21 protein-coding genes are annotated in these 22922 nt (G+C 67.0%); 5 read left to right on the top strand and 16 right to left on the bottom strand.

The annotated features are described in order from the left end of the window. Positions 1-251: 251 nt before the first annotated feature. From PI990_RS16390 to PI990_RS16345, 10 genes are all read right to left on the bottom strand, one after another. Complete coding sequence (locus PI990_RS16390) at positions 252-881, bottom strand: response regulator (RefSeq protein ID WP_021217481.1); 630 nt, start codon at positions 879-881, stop codon at positions 252-254. Beyond that, positions 878-2701, bottom strand: coding sequence for a PAS domain-containing sensor histidine kinase (locus PI990_RS16385; RefSeq protein ID WP_271657757.1), 1824 nt, complete (start codon positions 2699-2701; stop codon positions 878-880). Before PI990_RS16385 ends, PI990_RS16390 begins: the two co-directional genes overlap by 4 nt. Before the next feature lie 189 nt (positions 2702-2890). Continuing rightward, complete coding sequence (locus PI990_RS16380) at positions 2891-3637, bottom strand: substrate-binding periplasmic protein (RefSeq protein ID WP_271657756.1); 747 nt, start codon at positions 3635-3637, stop codon at positions 2891-2893. 321 nt (positions 3638-3958) lie between these two features. After that, positions 3959-4390, bottom strand: a complete 432-nt coding sequence (locus PI990_RS16375; RefSeq protein ID WP_442969281.1) for a YbaN family protein — start codon at positions 4388-4390, stop codon at positions 3959-3961. Beyond that, a complete protein-coding gene (locus PI990_RS16370; RefSeq protein WP_184490492.1) occupies positions 4371-4958 on the bottom strand; it encodes a biliverdin-producing heme oxygenase in 588 nt (195 codons plus the stop codon). Before PI990_RS16370 ends, PI990_RS16375 begins: the two co-directional genes overlap by 20 nt. A gap of 138 nt (positions 4959-5096) precedes the next feature. Further along, positions 5097-7712 (bottom strand): TonB-dependent receptor, encoded by a 2616-nt coding sequence (locus tag PI990_RS16365; protein ID WP_271657755.1) that lies wholly within the window; start codon positions 7710-7712, stop codon positions 5097-5099. A 534-nt stretch (positions 7713-8246) separates the two neighbouring features. Continuing rightward, positions 8247-9269 carry a FecR family protein gene (locus PI990_RS16360; RefSeq protein WP_271657754.1) on the bottom strand — a complete coding sequence of 341 codons (1023 nt, stop codon included), beginning with the start codon at positions 9267-9269 and terminating at the stop codon, positions 8247-8249. Continuing rightward, positions 9266-9745: an RNA polymerase sigma factor gene (locus PI990_RS16355; protein ID WP_371877160.1), complete on the bottom strand. Its 480-nt coding sequence runs from the start codon at positions 9743-9745 to the stop codon at positions 9266-9268. The genes PI990_RS16360 and PI990_RS16355 overlap by 4 nt, the downstream gene beginning before the upstream one ends. 175 nt (positions 9746-9920) lie before the next feature. Next, positions 9921-10421 carry a VOC family protein gene (locus PI990_RS16350; RefSeq protein ID WP_271657753.1) on the bottom strand — a complete coding sequence of 167 codons (501 nt, stop codon included), beginning with the start codon at positions 10419-10421 and terminating at the stop codon, positions 9921-9923. Between the two features lie 80 nt (positions 10422-10501). Beyond that, positions 10502-11389, bottom strand: coding sequence for a formate/nitrite transporter family protein (locus PI990_RS16345; RefSeq protein WP_271657752.1), 888 nt, complete (start codon positions 11387-11389; stop codon positions 10502-10504). A 222-nt stretch (positions 11390-11611) separates the two neighbouring features. Between PI990_RS16345 and PI990_RS16340 the strand changes: the two genes are divergently transcribed. Further along, complete coding sequence (locus PI990_RS16340) at positions 11612-11938, top strand: hypothetical protein (RefSeq protein WP_271657751.1); 327 nt, start codon at positions 11612-11614, stop codon at positions 11936-11938. Positions 11939-11966: 28 nt separating this feature from the next. Here PI990_RS16340 and PI990_RS16335 read toward each other — a convergent pair whose 3' ends face one another. After that, positions 11967-12530: a GNAT family N-acetyltransferase gene (locus PI990_RS16335; RefSeq protein WP_271657750.1), complete on the bottom strand. Its 564-nt coding sequence runs from the start codon at positions 12528-12530 to the stop codon at positions 11967-11969. 215 nt (positions 12531-12745) lie between these two features. Between PI990_RS16335 and PI990_RS16330 the strand changes: the two genes are divergently transcribed. Continuing rightward, entirely contained in the window at positions 12746-12949 is a 204-nt protein-coding gene (locus PI990_RS16330) for a hypothetical protein (RefSeq protein WP_021217469.1), read from the top strand. A gap of 293 nt (positions 12950-13242) precedes the next feature. On the opposite strand, the gene trhA is transcribed toward PI990_RS16330, so the two are convergent. From trhA to PI990_RS16315, 3 genes are all read right to left on the bottom strand, one after another. Beyond that, complete coding sequence (trhA, locus tag PI990_RS16325) at positions 13243-13860, bottom strand: PAQR family membrane homeostasis protein TrhA (RefSeq protein ID WP_271657749.1); 618 nt, start codon at positions 13858-13860, stop codon at positions 13243-13245. Between the two features lie 127 nt (positions 13861-13987). Then, entirely contained in the window at positions 13988-14905 is a 918-nt protein-coding gene (gene ppk2, locus PI990_RS16320) for a polyphosphate kinase 2 (protein ID WP_271657748.1), read from the bottom strand. A gap of 171 nt (positions 14906-15076) precedes the next feature. After that, positions 15077-15454 (bottom strand): hypothetical protein, encoded by a 378-nt coding sequence (locus tag PI990_RS16315; RefSeq protein ID WP_021217465.1) that lies wholly within the window; start codon positions 15452-15454, stop codon positions 15077-15079. Positions 15455-15745: 291 nt separating this feature from the next. On the opposite strand from PI990_RS16315, the gene PI990_RS16310 reads away from it, so the two are divergent. Beyond that, on the top strand, positions 15746-16615 hold the full coding sequence (locus PI990_RS16310) for a LysR family transcriptional regulator (RefSeq protein WP_265168665.1): 870 nt from the start codon (positions 15746-15748) through the stop codon (positions 16613-16615). A 46-nt stretch (positions 16616-16661) separates the two neighbouring features. On the opposite strand, the gene PI990_RS16305 is transcribed toward PI990_RS16310, so the two are convergent. Continuing rightward, the gene (locus PI990_RS16305; RefSeq protein ID WP_271657747.1) at positions 16662-18512 is read right to left on the bottom strand and encodes a zinc-dependent metalloprotease family protein; all 1851 of its coding nucleotides are present in this window, start codon (positions 18510-18512) and stop codon (positions 16662-16664) included. Between the two features lie 21 nt (positions 18513-18533). Beyond that, complete coding sequence (locus tag PI990_RS16300; protein WP_271657746.1) at positions 18534-19214, bottom strand: hypothetical protein; 681 nt, start codon at positions 19212-19214, stop codon at positions 18534-18536. 801 nt (positions 19215-20015) lie between these two features. Between PI990_RS16300 and PI990_RS16295 the strand changes: the two genes are divergently transcribed. Together PI990_RS16295 and PI990_RS16290 are read left to right on the top strand one after the other, a co-directional pair. Next, positions 20016-20708 (top strand): hypothetical protein, encoded by a 693-nt coding sequence (locus tag PI990_RS16295; protein WP_169708337.1) that lies wholly within the window; start codon positions 20016-20018, stop codon positions 20706-20708. Between the two features lie 20 nt (positions 20709-20728). Further along, the gene (locus PI990_RS16290) at positions 20729-22579 is read left to right on the top strand and encodes a zinc-dependent metalloprotease family protein (protein ID WP_271657745.1); all 1851 of its coding nucleotides are present in this window, start codon (positions 20729-20731) and stop codon (positions 22577-22579) included. Positions 22580-22922 lie beyond the last annotated feature (343 nt).

The raw sequence follows: 22922 nt of genomic DNA, 5'->3' as shown, positions 1-22922 counted from the left end.
GCAGAGGGCGATGGGCAGCCAGGGGACGCTGGAAGTGTGGGTCGGGCTGGTCACGGTCGCGCTCCTTGAGGACACGGGGCCCGCAGCGGCGATACGTTGCGGGGGTGTGTCCAGCATGAGCGCGGGGCCTGCGCGGCCCTATCGTCCTATCCCGGTGATGGCATCGGGACATCCTGCTTTTTTGTAGGGATTTCCCGAGGGGCTGCGTCGCGCCGCGGCCCTTATCGAATGGCGACCCGTGGCTCAGGCCGTCAGGCCGTCAGGCCGTGGGTCATGGCGTATTTGATGATGTCGGCGTTGCAGGTGAAGCCCATCTTCTCCATCAGCCGGGTCTTGTGGGTGCTGACGGTCTTGTTGCTGATCACCAGCTGGTCGGCGATCTGGTTGACGCTGAGGCCCTGGGCCAGCAGGCGGAGGATCTGGAACTCGCGGTCGGAGAGCTGGGCGGCGGCATCGTCCGTGGGGCTGCTGCTGGCGAAGGCGAGCTGTTCGGCGATGCGCGGGTCCAGGTAACGCCCCCCATCGGCCACCCGGTGGATGGCAGCGAGCAGGGTCTCCGGGTTGTGGTCCTTGGTCAGGTAGCCGCTGGCGCCGGCGCGCAGGGCACGTTGGGCGATCTGCGCCTCGTTGTGCATGCTCAGCACCAGGATCGGCAGGCGCGGGTAGCGGCCGTGCACGCGGCTGATCAGGTCCTCGCCGCTGAGGCCGGGCATGCTCATGTCCAGCAGCAGCAGGTCGAACTCGCCCAACCGCAACTGCTCCAGCACCTGGGCGCCGTTCTCCGCTTCGGCCGCCACCTGCAGGCGGGTGTCGAACTCGATGAGTTGCTTGAGGCCGCCGCGCATGATGGCGTGGTCGTCGGCGATGAGGATGCGGGTCATGCCGTCTCCGTAGGCTCGTTGATGGGGAAGGTGGCCTGCACCGTGGTGCCCTGGCCGGGGTGGCTGAAGATCACCACTTCGCCCCCCAGGCTGGTGCCGCGCTCGCGCATGCCGGCCAGGCCCAGGGAACGCTTGCCGACCTTGGCCGGGTCGAAGCCGTGGCCGTTGTCGGTGATGTCCAGCACGTAGCGGTCATCGACCTGCTCCAGGCTGACCACCGCCCGGCTGGCACCGGAATGGCGAGCGATGTTGGTCAGCGCTTCCTGGACGATGCGGAAGGCGGTGGTGGCCTGGCTGTCGTCCAGGGCCGGTGCGCCGCTGTGGGCCACCAGCTCGAGGGTGATCTGTGTGTGGTGGCTGCGGAATTCGTCGATCAGCCATTCCAGGGCCGGGTAGAGCCCCATGTTCAACGCCGCCGGACGCAGGCTGGTGGCGATGAAGCGCACCACGCCGATGGTGCGGTCGCACAGGGCCATGAGCCGCTCCACGTCCTCACCGAGCCCCGCGGCCTGCTCGCCGTACTTCAGGCGCAGAAGGGAAATGCCCATGCGCAGGGCGGTGAGGTGCTGGCCCAGTTCGTCGTGGATCTCCCGGGCGATCAGCTTGCGCTCCTCTTCGCGGGCGCTTTCCCGGCGGCTGGACAGCTCGCGCAGCTGGCGGTTGCTGGCGGCCAGGCGGCGTTCCGCCTTGCGGATGCCGCTGATGTCGCGGGCCACCGAGATGACGCTGGTCACTTCGCCCTCGGCGTTGCGCTCCGGCACCAGTTGCATGAGGTAGTGGATCTGCTGGTCGCTGGGGCCGTCGATGCCGTGGATCAGTTCCTCTTCCATGGACTCGCCGGTGGCGGCGACCTCGCGCACCAGGTCGCCCATGATGTCGACCTGGGAGTTGTCGCCGAAGACTTCCCGTGCCGGTCGGCCACGGGCCTCCACCAGAGGCAGGCGGCACAGGGCTTCCAGGGCCGGGTTGGCGTAGAGCAGGCGGAAGTCGGGGGTCAGCCGGCCTATGGCGTCGGGCGTGTTCTCGATCAGCGCGCGGAATTGCCGCTCGTTGCGCAACAGGGCGTTGGCGATGCGCCGCCGCTCGGTGAAGTCGTGCATCAGCACGAGGCTGTAGGGGCGCTGGTCGTAGCGGAAGCGGTTGAACTGCATCGTCACATAGCGGGGGAAATCTTCCCCCGGGACGTGCAGCTCGCAACTGAGCACGCGCTGGGTGTCCAACGCTTCCTGCAGGCCATCCTCCCGGGCGAACAGTTCGGCGAACTGCTGCGTCAGCAGGGCCAGCACCGGTGCCAGCGGCTGCCCGACGAGGTGTTGGCGCGGCTGGCCGATCAGTTGGCAGGCGGCTTCGTTCAGGTAGCGGATGTTCTGCTCGCCATCGAGCAGCAGGACGCCATCGGCGGTGTAGTCCAGGGCGAAGCTCAGCAGGTGCGTCTGCTCGGCCCGCTCCCGGTGCCCGGCAAGGGGTTGCAGGCGCACCAGGTAATGGGTGGGCTGGCTGCGACCGTCCTCGACCATGCTCAAGCCCAGGTGCAGCCAGCGATGCTCGCCGGACGCGGTGATGAAGCGCATCTCGCCGCAGGACAGGTCGTCGTGCTGGCGACGTGCCCGGTCAAGGGCCTCGCCCAGTGCCTGGCGATCCCTGGGGTGCAGCAGGCTGTCCAGGGGCGTGCCGATCAGGGTCTGCCGGGAGCGCCCGAGCAGTTCCTCCGAGGCTCGGTTGACGTGGCGGACGGTACCGTCCAGTTCCAGCAGGGCCAGCCCCACCGACGACGACTCGAATGCCCGACGAAAGATCTCTCCCCCAGCGCTTTGGCCCATGACTCCCCCGATCACGTGCGATGCGACTGACGGAGTATGGATCAGTGGCGAAATGCCGGCAGATTTTTGCTCAGGCCCGTCATTGACGCTGCAGTGACGGGGTGCGCTCCGGGGCATGCAGGGGGCAGATGGCCGCACCCGGGGCCCCACCTCGCGGCCGGGGGCGGCGTGCATCGGGCGCGGTGGGGGTCAGGGGGTGGGGGGCTCGACGCCTTGCTCGCGGTAGATGGACACCACCTCGCCATTGCGGCGCATGGCCTCCAGTTCGCGACCGAGGCGATCGTAGATCGCCGCGCGGTCGCTTTCGTAGAGCTTCTTCGAGACGGCGAAACGGTTTTCGACGCGGATCGGTTCGCGCATCCCGGCGTAGGTGTAGTCGCTGAAACGGATGTTTTCAAAGGCCGTGTCGATGGCGGCCTTGTCCAGGACGGCGATGGTGTCGATGCGACCGGCGCGGAACATCCGCACCAGGATGTCGTCGTCCACCGCCGGCTGCTTGTGCAGAGCCTTGTCGGCGTCGAAACGCGGGAAGTACAGGGTGCTGCGCTTGACGCCGATGCGCAGGGGCGCCAGGTCCTCGTAACGCTCCACCCGTTGGGTGGGGCGGATGGTGAAGAGTATCTGCTTGTCCTGGGTGCCGATGCTCGGCAGGTAGTGCAGGTAGTGGTCGCGCTCCGGGTCGGGCAGCACCCGAGGCACCACGTCGATGCGCCCTTCACGCAGGTCCGCCAGGCTGCGGGCGAACGGCGCATAGCGCCACTCCAGTTGCAGCCCGGCACGCTCGGCGGCCACTTCCAGCACCTTGACCAGGGGGCCGGTGGGGCGCCCGTCGATGCTCCACATCTCGGGCGGGCGGTCGCGCAGGTCCACACGCAGGGTGTCGGCCTGTGCCAGCACCGGGAGCAGCAGGATCAGGAAGGCAGAAAGCAATCGCATGGGAGGTTCTTCTATTTATTGTCCGTGCCCGTCGAGGGGCCCGCATGCCTGAACTGTGGTGCCGAAACCGCAGGGGCGCAACTCGACTCTCGTAGGGGGCGTCTTCGCCAGGCAACGCGGTGGGAGTGGGCACGAAGCCATGCGGGTTTCACCCGAGCCCGTGCTGGTGCGTCGTACCCCGGGGCGGCTGCTGTCGCCAGGCGGGCTGCAGGGATGATCGGCGCCCGACCTTAAACCGCGCCTGCTGGCTCAGCCCCGTGGCTGAGGGGGGAGGCCGTGTGCGAATCGACGATGACGGCTATGGAACCACGCGGAGAGGGGTCAGCGTCGGTCCGGGCGCGACCAGATCCACAGGTTGCCGAGCAGCATGCCGGCCATGACCAGGTAGAGCCAGGCGCCGTGGGGCAGACTGATGAGCATGATGACCAGGGCCAGGAGCATCGAGGCGCTGGCGGCGAGCTTGGCACGGCGGGCGATGGCGCGGCCGTTGCGCCAGTTCTTGAGGATGGGGCCGAACAGGCGGTGGTTGTCCAGCCAGTGGGCCAGGCGCGGCGAACTCTTCGATGCGGCCCAGGCGGCGAGCAGGACGAATTCGGTGGTGGGCAGGCCCGGCAGCACCAGGCCGACCATGCCGACGCCCAGGCTGGTGTAGGCCAGCAGGGCGAACAGCAGGCGGCTGATGCGCGAGCGCGATGGAGCGGGCGCGGCGACCGGGAGGTCGCCGGCCAGGGACTCAGGCGGGGGTGTCGGCACTGGCGTAGGCGTGTTGCAGCAGCTCACGGAAGCGGTTGAAGGCGGCGAGGGCGCCCTTGTCCACATCGGCTTCCTGTTCGGCGCTCAGTTCCAGGCCGTCGAGGGTGCGGGTGAAGCTCTTCCAGCCTTCGGCGCGGCCGCCAGCGGGCTCACCCAGGTGACGGGCACCGACTTCTTCGGTCAGGCCCAGTGCGGCGACGCGCTTGATCAGGAAGGCGGCGCCGAGCTTGGAGCCTTCGGAAACGAACAGCCAGCCCAGGGCTTCGGCGAAGCTGGGGTTCTGCACGGCGCCGGCGACCGGGGCGGGTACGTCGGTGTCCAGGTCGGCCAGGTCCAGGCGCGCCTGCTCGGCACGGCAGCGGGCGGGCAGGTCGGGGAAGACTTCCACCAGCGCGGCGTCCTGGTACAGGCTCTGCAGCTCGGCCTGGAACAGGTACTGGGCGACCACGAAGCGGGAGAAGTTCTCGCGGTTGGCGAAGGGGTCGTTGGCTTTCACCGCCTGGTCCAGCTCGGCGTGGGGCGCGTGGGTGATCTGGTTGATGCGTTGGGAACGGAGGGTGCTGGTCATGGAGTCATCCTGAAAATTGGCTTCTGTTGACGAGACGAACGAGCCTGTCCATCGCGTAAAAAATGCCCGCAAGGGGGTGTCGCGCCTGGCGGCCTCCCCATCACGCCGAAGCGGGTAGGGAGGCCTTGCCGGCGGCGATCAGATGTCCCAGACGAGGTTGACGGAGAAGTTGCGGCCCGGTTGGGTCAGGCGGTCGAGGTTGGCCGGGGCGGTCACGCCGGCTTCGCCGACGCCGTCGTAGCCGCGCACGTCATCCCACAGCCAGTACTTCTTGTCGGTCAGGTTGTAGAGGCCGGCGTTGACGGTGAGGTCGTCGGTCAGCTTGTAGTAGCCGGTCAGGTCGAGCATGCCGAAGCCCGGGGTGGCGAACTGGCTGGGGCTGCCATCCGGGGCGTTGAAGTTGTCTTCGTCGATGCGCGTCTTGCGCTTGACCAGGGTCCAGCTCAGTTGGGTGCCGAAGGCGTCCTGCTCGTAGCCCAGGCCGAATACGCCGGTCAGCGGGTTGATGCTGTTCAGCGGCTGGCCGGTTTCGTCGTTGCGGCCACGGGCATAGGCGATGGAACCCTGGGTGTAGAGGCCCGGGAAGGCACCGAAATGTTCCAGGTCCAGGCGGCCCTTGACCTCCATGCCGCGGATGCTGGCACGGCCGATGTTCTTGCTCTGGAACACGGTCAGGCTGCCGCTGCGGCCGACGGCATCGTTGTCGAGGAAGTCGCGGTAGCGGTTGTAGAACACCGCCACGTCGAAGCTGCCGCCTTCGAAGTTGCCACGCAGGCCGGTTTCCAGGCTGCGGCTCTTCTCCGGCTCCAGGTCCGGGTTGGGTTCGACGATGTAGCCCAGCGAGGTGTTCTCGAAGCGGCCGTACATTTCCTTGGCGTTGGGGGTACGGAAGCCTTCGGCGTACTGGCCGAACCAGGTGTAGGTGTCGTCGAAGGCGTAGGTCACGCCGAACTTCGGCGATACACGCTGCCAGTGCTTGGTTTCGTCACTCGGGCGGAAGCTGCTGGTACCGAGGGTGCGCAGGTAGTCCGGGGTCAACTCGGGCTCGAGGTCGGTGCGGTCATAGCGCAGGCCGGGGAGAAAGGTCCACTGGTTCCAGCGGATTTCATCCTGGGCGAACAGGGCGTAGGTCTTGACGGTGGGATCGGGGAAATCGCTCTGCGGGGGCAGGCTGTCACTGGCGGTGGGGCTGACCTGGCCGACGCGGTTGGTGCAGCTGCCGACCGAGGCGTAGCAGAAGGCGGTGCCGCTGCGCAGGCCGGTGACTTCCTGGTGCTTGAGGTTGAGGCCGTAGGTCAGCAGGTGCTCGGTGTCGCCCAGGCTGAAGGCCTTGTCCAGTTGCGCATCGATCACCCACAGACGGTCCTTGTAGTAGGTGTCGCGGTAGCGCATCACGTCACGGAACACCGAACCACCGAAGCTGGGAGCGTAGCGTTCCTGGGTGCTCTGATCGGTCTTGGCGATCTGGTAGTTCAGGCTCCACTTCAGGTTGTCGGCCAGCAGGCTGTCGAGGGCGACGGTGTGTTCCAGGCCGAAGCGCTCGCGGGTGATGGTGTCGTTGCCGCTGCGCGACTTGTAGTAGTCCGAGCCCACGCCGATGGTCGGGGCGTTGAAGGGGCCGCCGACGGCGCTGAGCTGGTTGGTGTCGCGATCGTCCTTGTACTTCTCGTAGGTCAGTTGCAGGCGGTCGGTGTCGTTGTAGTTCCAGCCCAGCTTGGCCAGGACGTTGGTTGAACGCACGTCTTCCGGGTTGGCTTCGGTGCGGTCCAGGCCGGTGCCGCCGTGGCCGCCGAAGGATTCGGTCTCGTGGCCGTTGCGCTGGGACAGGTGCAGCAGGGCGTCGAACTGCTCGTGGCGGCCGGCGACGGTGGCCGAGTTGAGCCAGCTGTCGTCGGCGGAGCTGTAGCCGGTCTTCAGGCGGGCACCGACATCGCGGCCGGGCTTGATGATGTCGTCGGCATCCAGGGTGAAGTAGCTCACCGCGCCGCCGATGGCGTTGCTGCCGTAGAGGGCCGAGGCCGGGCCGCGGAGGATTTCCACGCGCTTGACGATTTCCGGGTCCACGTAGTTGCGGTGGGTCTGGGCGTAGGGGCCGTAGAAGAAGCTGGCTGGCACTTCGACGCCGTCGATCTGGGTCAGTACGCGGTCACCGTCGATGCCACGGATGTTGTAGCCGCTGGTGCCGGCGCGCTGGCCGGCACCGCCGACGGAGACGCCCGGCTCGTCACGCACCAGGTCGCGGATGTTGTTGACGTTCTTGCGGTCCAGCTGTTCGCGGCTCTTCACGCTGACGGTGACCGGCACGGTGCTGGCGCTCTGCTCGTGGCGGGTTGCGGTCACGGTGGTGGGGTTCAGCTCCATGGCCAGGCCCTTGGCCGGGGTGCGTACCAGCACCACGCTGCGCTCGCCGACGGCGCGGTATTCCAGGCCGGTGCCTGCCAGCAGGCGCTGCAGGGCCTGTTCGGCCGGCAGGCGGCCATTGACGCCGGGGGACTGCACGCCAGCGGCGAGATCGGAAGAGAGGCCGACCTGCCAGCCGCTCACGGCGCTGAAGGCGTTGAGCGCTTCCACCAGGGGCTGGCGGGCGATGGCGAAGCTGTAACCGCCCTGGCTGGCCAGCTGGATCGGCGCGACACCGGTTTCGGCGGCCTGGGTGATGCCGAAGGGCAGGCTGCCCAGGGCGATCGACAGGGCCAGCAGCGACACGCCGGTGGGGGCGGACAGCAGGGTGGGGCGGTTTGAGCGGGTGGTCATGGGAGCGGCTCTCTTCTGTCCGTTAATCGCATTTCTAATGCGAATCAGTGTCATTGGCTTTTGACGAGACGAACGAGAAAATGCAATCGCGTAAAAATAATGTCGGGGTTATTCCGACGGGGGGTGACAAGGCCCGTCGGCGCGTGTCGGGCGAGGCCTCCGAACCGGCAACAGGGCTGCGCCCTGATGAACTCGAACTCATGGCTGCGTAGGGTGGATGACGCTCTTTTCATCCACCAGCGGAGTGACCGGCGAGCCCGAATGGTGGACCGGTGAAGCGCGGTCCACCCTACGCCCGGTCAGTCGTCCTCATGCACCTGCGCCCCCGCGAACGGGAGGCCTCCGAACCGGTACAGGGCTGCGCCCTGGTGAACTCGAACTCATGGCGCGTAGGGTGGATGACGCTCTTTTCATCAACCAACGGAGTGACCGGCGAGCCCGGAAGGTGGACCGATGAAGCGCGGTCCACCCTACGCCCGGTTAATCGCCCTCATGCAGCGAGTGGGGTGGGCGCGGCTGAACCGGCCCACCCATTCAGTCGAGGATGACCAGGGCAGGGAATTCGTGGAGCTTGGTCGAGGTGATGTGGGCGAGGGAGCGCACCACGCCCAGGGGATCGTCCAGGCGGTAGTTGCCGGTGACGGTGCGCTCGCCCAGGCGCTCGTCGGTGCTGATGATCCAGCCCGGGTAGTAGCGGCGCAGCTCGGCCAGCACTTCACGCATGGGGCAGTCTTCGAACACCAGGCGGCCCTTGACCCAGGCCAACTGGTCGGCCTGGCCGTGGCGGCGGTCACCGAAGCCGGCAGGCCCGATGCGGATGCTGTCGCCGGCGCTGAGGCTGACGCGGGCGTTGTCTTCCCGCGAGCGCAGGTCGACTTCGCCGCGCTCGACGCTGACTTCGGCCTCGTCACCCAGGTAGCGCACGGCGAAGGCGGTGCCGCGCACCGAGACCTGCACCGGGCCGGCGTCCACCTCGAAGGGGCGGCTGCGGTCGTGGGCGACGTCGAAGTAGGCCTCGCCCTGGTAGAGGCGGGCACTGCGCTGCTGGTCATCGATGCGGCTGGAGAAGGCGGTGTCGGTGTTGAGCAGGATGCGCGAGCCGTCGGCGAGCTCCAGGTTCTGGCGCTGGCCGACCTCGGTGAGGTGGTCGGCGCGCAGGCGCAGCAGCAGGTCGCTCTGCAGGCCCACGCCCACCGCCAGGAGCAGCACGGCGGCTGCGGCCAGGGGCTTGAGCAGGGCGCGGCGGACCGGGCGCTTGTGTTCACGGTCGAGGCGAGCGGCGGCGGCGGTGAGCAGCGGCGATTGCCAGAGGCTCTGGGCCAGGCGGAAGGCCAGGGCATTGTCCGGCGAGGCGGCCATCCAGGCCTCGAAGCGGGCCCGGCATTCGGCGTCGGCGCTGTCGAGGAGGATCAGCCAGTCCAGCGCTTCGCCCAGGCGCGCGTCGTCGGCACCGGGGCCGGCTGCGGGCGGAACGGGATCGGGCTGGGGCACGGCGCCTACCTCGGATTCGGGGGCGTCTATTCTTGTCGAACCCGAGGCCGAGCGGAAGTCCTTCATGTCGGCGGATCCAGGCGGCTGAGCAGGTTCATGCAGATCGCCATGATCAGCTTGAGTTCCTTTTGCACCGTGCTGGGCGACACATCCAGCTCTTCGGCGATCTCCGCGTAGCCATGCCCGTGCAGGCGGCTGAGGATGAAGATGCGCTGCTGGCGCTGGGTCAGCTGGGACAGGGTGCTGCCCAGGCGCTGCAGGAGCTTCTCCGCGTGGAGCCCGTCCTCGGCCGAGGAGATGGGTGCAGCAACGGCCTGGATGACGTCGTCGGGCACATCGTCCATCAGCGTGCGCGATTGCATGCGCATGTGCCGCAGGTGGTCGAGGGCCAGGTTGCGGCCGGTCTGGAAGAGGAAGGGTTCGAGGTGGTCGATGGGGCGTTCGGCCAGGGTGCGGGCGACGCGCAGGTAGGTCTCCTGCACCAGGTCCTCGGCGACGCTGGGGTTCTTCACCATCCTGGCCAGGGTACGCAGCAGGGGCATGCGCTGGGCGAGGAATACGCTGTCGAGGTTGGAGGAGGTCACTGCAGCATCCGGCCACTGGAAAATGGCGCAAATGATAATCAGTTTTATTGGTGCCGGCTAGCGATCGCGTCCCGCACCCTCGCCATCGCCTGGAGGCCCCGTCCCGTGGGGCTCCAGGCGCCGTTCGCTCCGCTCAGCGGCCGTCGAAGGCCTGCTGCAGGGCGGCGATATCCAGCTTCTTCATGCCCAGCATGGCCTGGAAGGCGCGTTGGGATTTCACCGCGTCCGGCGCCTGCAGCATGGCGGGCAGTACCTGGGGCACGATCTGCCAGGACAGCCCGAACCTGTCCTTGAGCCAGCCGCATTGCTGGGCTTCCACCGGGCCGCAGGCACCCAGTGCGTTCCAGTAGTGGTCGACCTCGGCCTGGTCGCGGCAATCCACCTGCAGCGAGAGGGCTTCGTTGAACTGGAACAGCGGGCCGCCGTTGAGGGCGGTGAAGGCCTGGCCGTCCAGCTCGAAGGCGAGGGTCAGCACGCTGCCGGCGGGGCGGCCGTGGATTTCCTTGCCGGCCTCGCCGTAGCGGGTGACGGCGGTGATCCGCGAGTCGGGGAAGATGCCGATGTAGAAATCGACGGCGGCTTCGGCCTGATCGTCGAACCACAGGCAGGGGGTGATGCGCGGGCGGATGGGCATGGCGGTTCTCCAGTGCGGGCCGGTTCGAGGATAGCCGGCATGCTCATGGTCGTCTGGCGTGGCGGCGGATCGACAACCGTTCAGCGGCGGGTGGCCTTGCGCCGGGGCGCGGGCTCGGTATCCCGGGTGGGCCGGGGGCTGTCGCCGTCGCTGCGCACCTGGGCGTGGCTGATCAGGGCGAAGATCAGGCTGCCACCGACGATGTTGCCGGCCAGGGTGGGGCCGGCGAAGGTCAGCCAGAACGCACTCCAGTCCAGATGGCCGGCGAACACCAGGTAGGAGACCTCGGCCGAGCCGACCACGATGTGGGTGAAGTCGCCCAGGGCCATCAGGTAGGTGATGAGGAGGATGATCCACAGCTTGGCGCTTTCCTGGGAGGGGATCATCCAGACCATGGTGGCGATCATCCAGCCGGAGACGATGCCCTTGGCGAACATCTGGTTGACGTCGTTCTCCATCACCTTGCGGCCGATGTCGAGGAAGGCGGCATCGGTGGCGGCATCGAAGATCGGCAGGCGCAGCATCACCCAGGCCACCAGCAGGGTGCCGGCCAGGTTGCCGGCGAGCACCACGCTCCACAGGCGCAGCAGGCGCCCGACGTTGTTCAGGGTGGGTTTGCTCATCACCGGCAGCACGGCGGTGAGGGTGTTCTCGGTGAACAGTTGCTGGCGCGCCAGGATCACCGCGAGGAAGCCCGCGGAGTAGCCGAGACTGGCGATCACCTTGCTCGCCTCGCCAGCGGGCAGGCGCGCGTTGAACAGCCCCATGGCCATCAGCGACAGGCCCATGGTCAGCCCGGCGGCCAGGGCCGACCACCAGAGCGCAGCGGCGTTGCGCTCCAGCTCCTGGTCGCCCTGGGTGCGGATGATCTCGTGAAGGACGGCGGCCCGGGGTGGCTGGTTTTCGTTGACGTCCTGTTTCTCCCGGGCGGACAACCCCGGTGTCTTGCCGTCTTTGGCCTGGTTCATGGCGACTCCGCTGGTGATTGGCGTATCGGTTGATCGTCGGAACGCCCGGGAAGTTCGCCGCTTGCTGCTTGTCAGCTCACGAGGGCTGGCTACTCTTTCATGACCAAGTCGCTACGCCGGAAGGCCTGGCGACCACAGCGAGGCGCGGCCGCCCTTGGCGAGGGCTGCGGTCACGTCGGCAGTTCGCTACCAGGCCTTCGGCTTTCAGGGCAACGAAAGAAGATGGGATGGGACCTGAGCAAGCGCAGCGGCACCGAACGCACCGGGCTGATTACCGACCTGGCGTTCCATGCGGCGGAGCAGGGCGAGCCCGTTTACCAGGACAGATCGGCCGGCTGCGAGAACACCCAGCAGGCGTGCACCTATTTCAACATGGATGGCATGAGCGTCTGCATGGTGGGGCATATCCACGTGCAGCTGAGGGTGGCACGCACGGGCGCCGGATCATCGGCAAGCTGGCTGGGTTGGTCGGCGCGCCTGGCGGAACCACGCTTCGCTGCATTGGCAGGCGCGGGCCACGGTGTGCCGCCGGGACGGCAGGCCCGCTGAGGGGCCTGCTCGCGAGGGTGGGTCGGGGTTACAGGTCCAGGCGGTGGATCACCTGGGTCGGGTCTTCGGCATCGCGGCGACGCTGCAGGCCGAGCTTGCGGGCCAGGCCGCGCATGCCGGCGTTACTCGCCGAGTCGATGGAGTAGAGCTGGCGGAAGCCGTTGCGCCGGGCGCTGTCCGCCAGGTGTTCGAAGAGGATGCTGCCGAGGCCGCGGCGCAGCCATTCATCGGCCACGGTGACGGCGAACTCGCACTGGCCGAGCTCGCCGACCTTGGCGTAGCGGCTGATGCCGACTTCCAGCAGTTCGCCGTCCACATGGGCCAGGGCCACCAGGGCGACGCGGTCCTTGTCGTCGACATCCATGAGCTGGTTGAGCAGCGGCGGGGCCACTTCGCGGAACTCGCCGAGGAAGCGGTTATGACGGGCCTCCGGTGACAGGCGGTTGATGAAGGCGCGTTCGCGCTCGCGATCCTCTTCGCGCAAGGGCCGGATGAGCACATAGGTGCCGTCTTCCAGGGGCTCGATCCAGTAATCGCCTCGCGGCGTCGGGTGCAGCGGCTTGGCGGCGAGGGCGGAGTTGAGTGCGGACATGGCTGTCTCCAGGTAAGGGAAAAGGGGCGGCGCATTGCGCCTATGGCTCCTGTTTACCCTTCTGGCGGGACCTTTGATTGATCGAAGTCAACATGCATTGGACGGTGCCCTGCGCCGGGTTGTCGCAGGGGCGTCGTGGACGGGACTGACCCAGGTCAATTTCCGCTCTGCGACGGGCAGTAGCGTAAGGACAAAGCCATTGCCGGAGAACACCCATGGACAATCGGGACTGTGCATCCGCACACGCGTTGATCGAACTGCTGCTCCTGGGCTGCGACGGCCCGGAGCGGCCATCCTCGCCGCTGCTGGCTGGCCTGCTCACGGCCCGAACGCCAGGCGCGCGGCCGTCATCCGCCTCCATGGGCGATGCCCTGATGTCCGGCGGCCTCATGCCCCGGGCCTATTCGCGCCGGGATTGAAGCCACAGGGAAGGGGCTGAAGCGGAGCCTGGCATCGCGTGTTGGGCCTCGCTGCGCTCGGCGCCAACCTACGGCACCGTGCTCACCCCGAGCCAGGGTGCTAACCGGTGTGTAGGGTGGATGACGCTCTTCTCATCCACCAAGCGGGGCTGCCGGGAGGCACCGAGCGATGGCAGCCCTGCGGCCTGCTGGGCGAATGAATTCGCCCCTACATTTGCCCCAAGGTCGCCGCTGCACTGCACGCGTAGGTCGGGTGCCACCCGGCGGTTGCGAAGCACGGTTTTTGCGGGTTTCTACACCACGAAACGCAGGATCGCCACGAAGTGCAGCAGGCTGCCGGCGATGACGAACAGGTGCCAGATGCCGTGCCAGTGGCGGAAGCGGCTGTCGAAGGCGAAGAAGATGATGCCGACGGTGTAGAACACCCCGCCCGCGGCGAGCCAGGTGAAGCCGGTGGTGCCCAGGGCGGCGATCAGCGGCTTGATGGCGATGAGCACGATCCAGCCCATCACCGCGTAGATGATGATCGACAGTACGCGGGCTTCCGAGCGCGGCTTGATCTCCTGCAGCATGCCGATGATGCCGAGCGTCCAGACGATGCCGAACAGCGTCCAGCCCCAGGCGCCTTTCAGGGTGACCAGGCAGAAGGGCGTGTAGCTACCGGCGATGAGCAGGTAGATCGACAGGTGATCGAGCTTGCGCATGATCACCTTCGCCCGCCCACGGACGCTGTGATAGACCGTGGATATGCTGTAGAGCATCACCAGGGTCACGCCGTAGATGGCGACGCTGACGATCTTCGTCGTGCTGCCATCCAGCGCTGCCAGGACCAGCAGCCAGATGGCGCCGATACCTGCCAGCAGCGCGCCGACCAGGTGGGTCCAGGCGTTGAAACGTTCTCCGTGATACATGCACCGCTTCCTCGAATCGCTGCGACGTTGCAGCGCGCCGGCCTTGATAGCTGAAAATGCCGGGCGCCGCGATAGTTCTGTGTCTGCGATGCATTTTCACGCGAGTGAGTCACGCCGGAAATGATGCTCAGTAGATCTCGGGGACGAGGATCTCGCGGGGCGTCGGGTTGCGCACGTAGTCGGCGTGGCGCAGGCGCTGCGGCAACTGGACGCTGGGCTGTTCCACTTCCTCGTAGGGCATCTGGCCGAGCAGGTGGTGGATGCAGTTGAGCCGCGCCTTCTTCTTGTCGTCGGCCTGCACCACCCACCAGGGCGCCTCCTCGATGTGGGCGCGTTCGAGCATGATTTCCTTGGCCTTGGTGTAGGCCTCCCAGCGGCGGCGGGACTCGAGGTCCATGGGGCTGAGCTTCCACTGCTTGAGCGGGTCGTGGATGCGCGCCAGGAAGCGCAGGTGCTGTTCCTGGTCGGAGATGGAGAACCAGTACTTCACCAACTGGATGCCGGAACGCACCAGCATGCGCTCGAACTCCGGCACGGTGCGGAAGAACTCCTCGTACTGCTCGTCGTTGCAGAAGCCCATCACCCGCTCGACGCCGGCGCGGTTGTACCAGCTGCGATCGAACAGGACGATCTCGCCGGCGGCCGGCAGGTGCGAGACGTAGCGCTGGAAGTACCACTGGGTCTGCTCGCGGTCGTTGGGGGCCGGCAGGGCGGCGACCCGGCATACGCGGGGGTTGAGGCGCTGCGTGATGCGCTTGATCACGCCGCCCTTGCCGGCGGCGTCGCGGCCTTCGAAGAGGATCACCACCTTGTGTCCGGTCTTGACCACCCAGCTCTGCAGCTTCACCAGCTCACCCTGCAGGCGGAACAGCTCCTGGAAGTAGTTGCGCCGTGCCTGGCGCCCGGGGTTGTCGTCGACGTGGTTGTCGAAGTAGGCGTCCAGGTCGTGGCCGTCTTCCAGCAGCTCCAGTTCGAGTTCTTCGTCGCTGTGGTCCAGCAGCTCACGATGGATGCGCTGTGCCAGCAGGTCGTTGCCAACGCTCATCTGCCACCTCCTTGGTTTATCGATTTTGCGGAGGTTATGACTCTTTTGTGACACGGAAGTGACAGGGGCCCTGAAACGAGCGAGCCCGCGCAGGCGCGGGCTCGTTGCTCGGGGAGGGAAAACCCGGCGCCCCGTACATCCCTGTACTCAAGGCGACGGGGGGAAACGCTATCAGCTGCAGGGGGCCTGGGGGCCGCCGGTCATGGTTTCGACGTTGTTGAGGATCTCGTTGCCCTTGTTGATCTTCTGGGCGTTCTCGACGTCCTGCATGGTGTAGCTGTTGTAGCCATTGTTGGCGTTATTCATGTTGGCTTTGGTCTGCATGATGCTGGTGCCGATTTCCAGCAGGCTGCGGCCGGTGGAGATCAGGTCGGCCGTGGCGTTCGGGGTGCAGGGGGCGTTGGCCGAGGCGACCTGGGTGCCGGCGGCGGCATTGTTGGTAGCCGGGGGCGTGAACAGGCCTTGGGTCTGGCCATTCTGCGGGATGCAGCCGGTGGTGAGCAGGGTGGAGGCGAGGGCGAAACCGGCGGCGATTCCTTGGAGTTTCATGGGGGCATTCCTTTGGTGCGTGATCCGGGCCTACCGGGGCGGCAGGTGTCGTTATCGGCGTGGCGGCAGCACGGTGCCGCGGGACCCGGAGCGGGCGGGCGGGCCATAGCGCCTGCAGGGGAGTCTAGGGAGGGAGGCGAAAGGCTTGAATAGTACGGGTGTGCTAGTGCTTGTGAACCATTAGCCACTTTGCGTGTCCCGGCCAAGGTTCGGGGGCGTCACGCCCTGCATGAAGTCGGTTCGCCGTCGCGCTTATAATCGCCGCCTCCCTTCTATTGGAAAGCAGCCCTCATGCTCAGTGCCGAGCTCAAGGCGTTCTACATGGTCGCGCGCCTGGGCAGCATCACCCAGGCCGCCAAGAAGCTGGGCCTGAGCCAGCCGACCGTCACCACCCAGATCCGCAACCTGGAAGGCCAGTACGCCGTCGAACTCTTCCATCGCGGTGGCCGCCGGCTGACCGTGAGTGAGGAGGGCGCGCGCCTGCTGCCCATGGTCAAGGTGCTGCTGCAGCAGGAAGCCGATATCGAGTTCTTCCTGCGCAACAGCGGGCAGATGCAGGGCAGCCTGCGCATCGGCGCCACCTCGCCCTATTACATCCTCGGGCTGGTGCGGACCTTCCGCGAGCGCTACCCGCAGATCGAGGTCTCGGTGGAGATCGGCAACTCCCAGCAGGTGCTGGAGGCGCTGGAGGAATACCGCGTGGACCTGGCCGCCTCGTCGCAGAAGCTCGACGACCAGCGCCTTACCCGCCTGGTGCTGGGCAGCGACCCCCTGGTGCTGGCGGTGCACCGCAGCCACCCCCTGGCCGGGCGCGTGTCGGTGGATATCGCCGCCCTCAAGGGCCACAACCTGCTGATGCGTGAACGCGGGTCGATCACCCGCCAGCTCACCGAGGCGCTGCTGGAAAAGGCCGGCCTGGACATCGGCCCGCTGCTGGAGATCGGCAGCCGTGAGTCCATCCGCGAGGCGGTGATCCGCAATATCGGCATCAGCATCATCGCTCGCCACGAAGTGCCGGATAACCCCGAGTTGTGCGTGATCGAGCTGGAACAGGCGCCGCAGATCGACGAATACCTCTACTGCCTCAAGGACCGCCGCCAGGCGCGTTTGCCGGCGGCCTTCATGGCCCTGGGGCGAGAGGCCTGCGAAGAGGGCCGCTGAAGGGCCCTGCAGGGGGGAAGCCCCCGGCAGCGCCGGGGGCCTTGGCTCAGAGCCGGTTGAAGCTGACGTTGTCCAGGTACAGGGACTGGTCCTTGCGGGTGCCCAGTACCAGTAGCTCCACGCGGCGGTAGGTGCCGGCGGGGATCTGCACATCCTGCTGCAGGCGGCTCCAGGTGCCACCCAGGGTGGGGCTTGCACCCAGCGGCAGGTAGCGACCCTGGCCGTTGGCGTCCTCCAGGTAGAGGTAGCCGTAGGTGAGGCCCTTGATGCCGGCGTTGCGGCCGATCATCACATCGGCTGCCAGGCGGTAGTTCAGGCCGCCCTGCACCTTGCCCTGCAGCGGGATGCTGGCGCCGCTGCCTTCGTACTGACGGGCGTAGCTTTCCAGCGAGGTGCCGGTGTTGCCACCCAGGGCGACCAGGCGGGTGGTGCCATGGAAGCCGGCCCAGCCGGCCGCGCCGTTTTCGAAGTTCCAGCCCAGCTTCGAGGGAACGGAAGGCGTGGTCGGGTTGGTGGGCGTCGGCTCGGCCACTTCGGTCAGTTCCACTTCGTCCACCAGCACGCTCAGGCCGTCGCGGCTGATCAGGCCCACGTAGGTGCTGCGCGGCGGGGTCTGGGCGCGGGTGTAGGTGAAGGTGCGTTCCAGGGTGGTGAACTCGCTGCTGGTGACCGACTGGGTCAGGCCCGAGGCGTTGCTGTAGCTGATGCGGTCGTTGGCCTCGTGGAGGACGCCCAGGTAGATGTTGCCGCGCGCATTGGTGCCCTTGAGCATGACCTTGGCGCGCAGGCGGTAGCGGGTGCCTTCACGCAGGGCGGCGACCGGGGTGGCGAGGATGTCGCTGCCGCCCTTGGCCAGCTCGAACAGCAGGGCGTTGTCGCGGCAGGTCTTGCCGACGTTCACCAGGCTCATGTTGGCGCTGCCCAGCAGGCCCTGCCAGCCGTCCGCGGTGCGGAATTCACCGTTGGCCACCAGGCCCTTCAGGGCCGGCTTGTTGCACCAGGCCGGGGTCGGCGTGGTGGGCGGCGTCGTCGGTGGCGTGGTCGGGGTGGTCGGCGGGGTGGTGGGAGTGCCCGGGTTGGTGGGGTTCTGCGTCTCCGGCACCTTGGTCGCCCGCAGGGCGGCGATCTGCGTGGCCATGGCGTTCAGTGCGCGGGCGGCGTCGGCCTGGTTCTCCTGGCCGCAGGCCTGGTTGGCGCAGCTGCTGTCGACCACGCGCGGCGAGGAGAACAGCGGCGCCTGGGTGCGGGCGTTGAACACGTGGGGGTAGCCCATGATGGTGGAGAACTGGCCCTGCACGCCGTAGCCACGGCTCCATTCGAAGGTGCCCTGGTGCCAGCTGGACTGGTAGTAGCCCTCGGTCATGTCCTGCTCGTAGGAGTGGCGCAGGCCCATGTTGTGGCCGATCTCGTGGGCCATGGTGCTCAGGCTGCAGTCGACGCCGGTGATGGCGTAGGCGCTGTTGGCGGAGCCGGATTGGAAGGTGCCGCTGTTCTTCGGCCCGGAGAGCACGTAGCCGATGCCGCACACGCCGTAGCCCTGGCCTTCCTGGGTGCGACCGATGAGGTGGACCATGTCGGCGCCATAGGTTTCACGCAGCTGCTGCACGCGGCTGTCGGCGGCGAAGGCGGCCAGGTCGCGGCTGGAGACGGTGGGGTAGCTGGCCCAGTCCAGCAGCTGGCGGTGCACCAGGCGCAGGCGCAGGTCGACGTTGCTTTTCTTGTAGGCGTTGTTGGCGTACTCGATGTAGCTGGCGATGCGCGCATCCATGTCGCGGCCGTTGGGCAGCGCCTGGGCGTCCTTGGTGTAGAGCACCAACAGGTCCACGGTGCGGGGTTCGGCGGCATGGGCGGCCTGTACGGCGACGGCCAGCAGGGTGCCGATGAAGAGTCTTTTCATGGTGGGACGTTCCTTGTGGGATCAGCCTTGGGCGGGCGGCGGCAGGGGCGGCAGTTGCTTGGCGTCGGGGGTGATGATCGGGTCCGGCGTGGCGCGCATCAGCAGCTCGTTCTGGTCCGTCACCTGGGTGGCACCGGTGGCGTTGTCCACCACGAAGGACAGGGTCTGCTCGGTGGTGGCGAGGGTGATGTGGGTCTCCAGGCGGCCCTTGACCACGGTCAGGGTGTCGGCGTCGCTGCCGCCTTCCACCGCGCCGGTCCACACGGCGGTGGTGCCGGTGTTATGGGTTTGCTCCAGCGTGGCGCGCAGCGGCTCCGGCTGGCCCGGCACGCCCAGTTCCAGGGTGCGGCCCACGGCGAAGGTGCCCAGCAGCTCGGGAGCGACCTGGGTGCGGTACACGGCCAGCCCGTCCTGCTCGGCGGCCTGCAGGGAATCAGCCGTCCACAGGGCCAGGGGCGCTTCGGAGGCGCTGTCCGGCGCTGCGGCGGACGATGGATTTACCGCGGCCTGGCCGCTGGTCTGGACCGCCGCCCGTGCGCCGGCTGTGCCAGGCAAGGACGGGAGGGACACGCTGCCCGCGCCGGTCGGGGCCGAGGCGACGGGCGCCTGCCCACTCTGCGCGGGGGTGTCCTGCAGCAGGACGGCGAGCGTCGTGCCGGCCGTCACCAGGGCGACGGCCGGATAGAGCCAGATTTTCCGCATGGGTTCTCCTTTCATGCACCCGGCCTGGGCCGGGTAGTGGGGATCCGCCTGGGCACGTCCGTGATGCGCAGGCGGGTTCAGTCGACGAGCAGGCAGGCTGGCCATTGAACTCAATGACGAGGCCAGGGGCTGTTCAGTCGAGTTAGTGAAGTAGCGCCCCGATCAGGTGGGCACTCCTTATTCAAACGCGTGACGTCGGTTTGAATTGAAAAGTGTGTTTTCTACTATCAGATTGCCAGCGTATTAAGTTGCGCAAGTTCAACTAACGGACACAGTGAAAAAGTCAGGCGCAATAATTGGAGCTGTTTCGCAACGGGTTGTAATCAAAGGGTTTTGTCGAACAATTACATCGGTGATGGCGATGGGGTATCAGCTGTTTGCTGCGGGATGTCGCCGGATTTCGCAATTACCCACGATTGGCGCCGGGGCTGTCAAACCAGCAATGTGCGAGAAATCCCAATTATTCCGACGGCCATTGAGTAGCGGGTTAAGGTGGCGGCTGGTTCACTTGCGGAAGTTGAACGCGTTCAACTTTATTTATGCCGCTCAACGTTCCCACGCTCCCGAATATCGACGTCAGGCAGCACAGCAGCGCAATGGTGTGATCCGGCGCCTGGCTAATAGCGAAAGCGTATTTATGCTCCATGCAGGCACTGTGATATCAATTTTCTGGCGTCAATAAATCGAACAACTGGCCGTTACCCCTCGCAACGGTCGAACCTGTTCCACGGTTCGTCAGGGATGCTCTTCCGTGGTTTCGCTGCCACCCGGCTGTGCCGGGTGAAACATGGGAAGGTGGTCATGCCCCGTACGCTCCTCTACCTGGCGGTTGCCCTGGTCACATCAGGTGTCACCTTCGCCGTACTCCTGCGCGATACCCCAGCGGTCCCGGCCGTTACCCAGCACACCCCATCGCCGACACCCCTGGCAGCTCCGTTGCCCGTCGCCCCGGCCATGGCGGGCGCTCCGGTGGCGGCCAGCCCGATGCCAGCCGCCGTGAACGTGGTGCCGGCACCCCACGTCGCCCCGGTGCCGGTGGTGGACGCCCCCGCCGACACCCTGGTCGAGCTCTGGGACAGCCACTCCCTGGTGCCCGAGCAGCAGCAGGAGATGACCCTTTACCGCACCCAGGTAGCGACCACCTCCCTGGGCGAACTGGCCGTCGGCAAGACCCTGCAGCTGGGTGTGCCCGGCCGCCAGGCACCGCTGCGCGCCACGCTGGACGAAACCCACAACACCGGCGGCGCTGCCGTCTGGAGCGGCGCGGTGGAGGGTGGCCAGCCGGAAGACACCCTCACCGTGGTGAAGGGCCAGCTGGAGACCCACATCACCCTCGCCACCCGCGATCAGACCCTGTCCATGGTGGTGGACAACGCCACCGGCAGCACCCTGGTGACCGACCAGAACCAGTTGCTGATGCGTGCCACCCCGGACGCCCTCGTGACCCCCGATTCCACGCCGTTGCAGCCCCTCCCGCCGCCGACCCGCGGCTGAGCGCTACAGGAACGATGACCATGAAGAAACTGCTCGCTTGCCTGGCCCTGCTCCTGCTGGCCCCCTTCACCCAAGCCGCCACCACCGAACCGCGCACCGTCGACATCCTGGTGCTCTACACCAAGGACGCCCAGGCGCTGCCAAACGGGCGGGACATGAACGCCCGCATCGCCAGCTACATCGAATTCGCCAACAACGCCTACAAGAAAAGCAACGTCAACCTGCGCCTGCGCCTGGTCAACGCCCAGCCGCTCACCTGGGCCAGCTACCCGACCATCTCCGACAAGGACCTGTCCGCCTTCGCCGCCGACAGCCGCGTGCAGCAGCTGCGCGAGACCTATGGCGCCGACGTTGTGCAGCTGATCAGCCGCACCCAGGTAGGGCAGGGCTATGGCGTGTGCGGCATCGGCTACGTGCTCTCCGGGCCGAAGAACAGCGGCACCTTCCAGAACGGTGCCTGGGCCAGTGCCTACGGCATCACCGGGGTGGACTGCAGCCTCAGCACCATGGCCCACGAGATCGGCCACAACATGGGCCTGCGCCACTCCTATGAGCAGGACCAGACCGAGGGCTACTACACCTACCTGGCCCGTGGCATCCATCAGGGCACCTACGAGTGGGGCCGTGGCTACGGCGTGCAGGGGCGCTTCTCCACCATCATGGCCTACCCCCAGGTGTTCAACGCGTCCGTGCAGGCCCCGCTGTTCTCCACGCCTACCGTGGTCGATACCACCTGCGCCAACCAAGCCTGCGGCCGTGCCAGCTTCGCCGACGCCGCCCGCGCGTTGAACGACATGGCCGCGCAGATCGCCGCCCTGCGCCCGACCAAGGTGCCCGAGACGGTCAACCCGACCTCGACGCCCACGACCCCCACCACGCCGACCACACCCACCACTCCCACGACGCCCACCCCGCCGGTCACCACGGCCTGGTGCGACAAGCCGGCGCTCAAGGGCTTGGTGGCCAACGGTGAATTCCGCACCCTGGACGGCTGGAAGGCACTGCTCAACCTGGCCAAGCTCAGCACGCTCAACGTCGGCAAGACCTGCCGTGACGACGCCCTGCAGTTCGAGCTGCCGGCCGGCCGCGACGACGTGCTGGCCACCTCGGTGGGCGCACTGAAGGTCGGCGCCACCTATCGGCTCAAGGCCAAGGTGATGCTCAAGGGCACCAACCTGCGCGGCAACGTCTACCTGGGCATGCTTCACGAAGAAAACGCCGGCATCAGCTACAACAAGGCCAACGGTGTGATCAAGTCGGTGACCAGCACCGAGTTCACCCCCATCGACGTCACCTTCGTCTACCAGCCGCCGGCCAGCGTCATCCGCAACACCTACCTGGGCCTGGTCAGCGTCAACCGCCTGGCCGTGCTACTGGATGAGGTCGAACTCAGCGAGGTGACCCCCACCAACCCCATCACTCCGGCGACCCCGGCCGCCTTCAGCTGGAACTTCGACAGCGCCATCGGCGAGTGGGCGGGCTTCTACGGCAGCACCCGACTGACCGCCCTGGCAACCACCGGCAAGTCCCTGGAGGTCTATGCCCGCAAGGCCGACGGCACCGGCGCCAGCCTGCTCCTGGCCGGCAAGGTGCAGCCGGGGCTGTCCTACCGCTTCGCCGCCGACGTGATGGTGAGCCGCACCGCCAGCGTGGCCGCGCTGGCCTATGCCTACCTCTACCTGGAAGACACCGCCGGCAACGGCCGGTTGCTGTCCCTGGGCGTGGTGAACACCCAGGGCGGCGCCTGGGGCAAGCTGCAGCAGAGCTTCCAGGTGCCGGCCGGAAACTACCGGCGCATGGAACTGATGGTGCTCAGCACCCGCTCCGACCAGTCGCTGTACCTGGACAACGTCAGCCTCAACCGGCTCTGACGCCGGCAGTCCGGCGCCCGGACCGGGGCGCCGGCTGCATCTGTAACTGGGACATCACGTCCCAGGGCACGGAATCATCGACTCCATCGGAGACGTTCGAGCAAAGGCTTGGCAGGATGAGTGGGTGCCGCAGGGGCGTGTGTTCAGCCGCTCGGCGCTGCAGGCGAATCCTGGCGGTTGCAAAGAGCCGCATGCCGCAGCGCGACTTGCTCAAAAAGGCGCTCTCTCCAGCGCTGCCGCCTTCCACCTTCAGGCTCTCGGCTTCCAGCTCTCTCACCTGGCCTATACCAAATCCACCAATGCCACTATCGGTGGGCTTGGGGTTATCGCCACATAGATTTCG

This window comes from Pseudomonas sp. TUM22785, from assembly GCF_028198105.1.
GTDB classification, from domain to species: domain Bacteria; phylum Pseudomonadota; class Gammaproteobacteria; order Pseudomonadales; family Pseudomonadaceae; genus Metapseudomonas; species Metapseudomonas solani.
This window is presented reverse-complemented; position numbering and strand designations above follow the sequence as displayed.

Coding starts and splice junctions, on each gene's coding strand:
- PI990_RS16380 (WP_271657756.1), bottom strand. CDS start 3,637: ATGCGATTGCTTTCTGCCTTCCTGATCCTGCTGCTCCCGGTGCTGGCA.
- trhA (WP_271657749.1), bottom strand. CDS start 13,860: ATGTATCACGGAGAACGTTTCAACGCCTGGACCCACCTGGTCGGCGCG.
- PI990_RS16350 (WP_271657753.1), bottom strand. CDS start 10,421: ATGCCCATCCGCCCGCGCATCACCCCCTGCCTGTGGTTCGACGATCAG.
- PI990_RS16365 (WP_271657755.1), bottom strand. CDS start 7,712: ATGACCACCCGCTCAAACCGCCCCACCCTGCTGTCCGCCCCCACCGGC.
- PI990_RS16330 (WP_021217469.1), top strand. CDS start 12,746: ATGGACAATCGGGACTGTGCATCCGCACACGCGTTGATCGAACTGCTG.
- PI990_RS16370 (WP_184490492.1), bottom strand. CDS start 4,958: ATGACCAGCACCCTCCGTTCCCAACGCATCAACCAGATCACCCACGCG.
- PI990_RS16355 (WP_371877160.1), bottom strand. CDS start 9,745: ATGCCCCTGCTGCGTACCCTGGCCAGGATGGTGAAGAACCCCAGCGTC.
- PI990_RS16345 (WP_271657752.1), bottom strand. CDS start 11,389: ATGAACCAGGCCAAAGACGGCAAGACACCGGGGTTGTCCGCCCGGGAG.
- PI990_RS16310 (WP_265168665.1), top strand. CDS start 15,746: ATGCTCAGTGCCGAGCTCAAGGCGTTCTACATGGTCGCGCGCCTGGGC.
- PI990_RS16315 (WP_021217465.1), bottom strand. CDS start 15,454: ATGAAACTCCAAGGAATCGCCGCCGGTTTCGCCCTCGCCTCCACCCTG.
- PI990_RS16335 (WP_271657750.1), bottom strand. CDS start 12,530: ATGTCCGCACTCAACTCCGCCCTCGCCGCCAAGCCGCTGCACCCGACG.
- PI990_RS16340 (WP_271657751.1), top strand. CDS start 11,612: ATGGGATGGGACCTGAGCAAGCGCAGCGGCACCGAACGCACCGGGCTG.
- PI990_RS16360 (WP_271657754.1), bottom strand. CDS start 9,269: ATGAAGGACTTCCGCTCGGCCTCGGGTTCGACAAGAATAGACGCCCCC.
- PI990_RS16385 (WP_271657757.1), bottom strand. CDS start 2,701: ATGGGCCAAAGCGCTGGGGGAGAGATCTTTCGTCGGGCATTCGAGTCG.
- PI990_RS16305 (WP_271657747.1), bottom strand. CDS start 18,512: ATGAAAAGACTCTTCATCGGCACCCTGCTGGCCGTCGCCGTACAGGCC.
- ppk2 (WP_271657748.1), bottom strand. CDS start 14,905: ATGAGCGTTGGCAACGACCTGCTGGCACAGCGCATCCATCGTGAGCTG.
- PI990_RS16295 (WP_169708337.1), top strand. CDS start 20,016: ATGCCCCGTACGCTCCTCTACCTGGCGGTTGCCCTGGTCACATCAGGT.
- PI990_RS16290 (WP_271657745.1), top strand. CDS start 20,729: ATGAAGAAACTGCTCGCTTGCCTGGCCCTGCTCCTGCTGGCCCCCTTC.
- PI990_RS16390 (WP_021217481.1), bottom strand. CDS start 881: ATGACCCGCATCCTCATCGCCGACGACCACGCCATCATGCGCGGCGGC.
- PI990_RS16300 (WP_271657746.1), bottom strand. CDS start 19,214: ATGCGGAAAATCTGGCTCTATCCGGCCGTCGCCCTGGTGACGGCCGGC.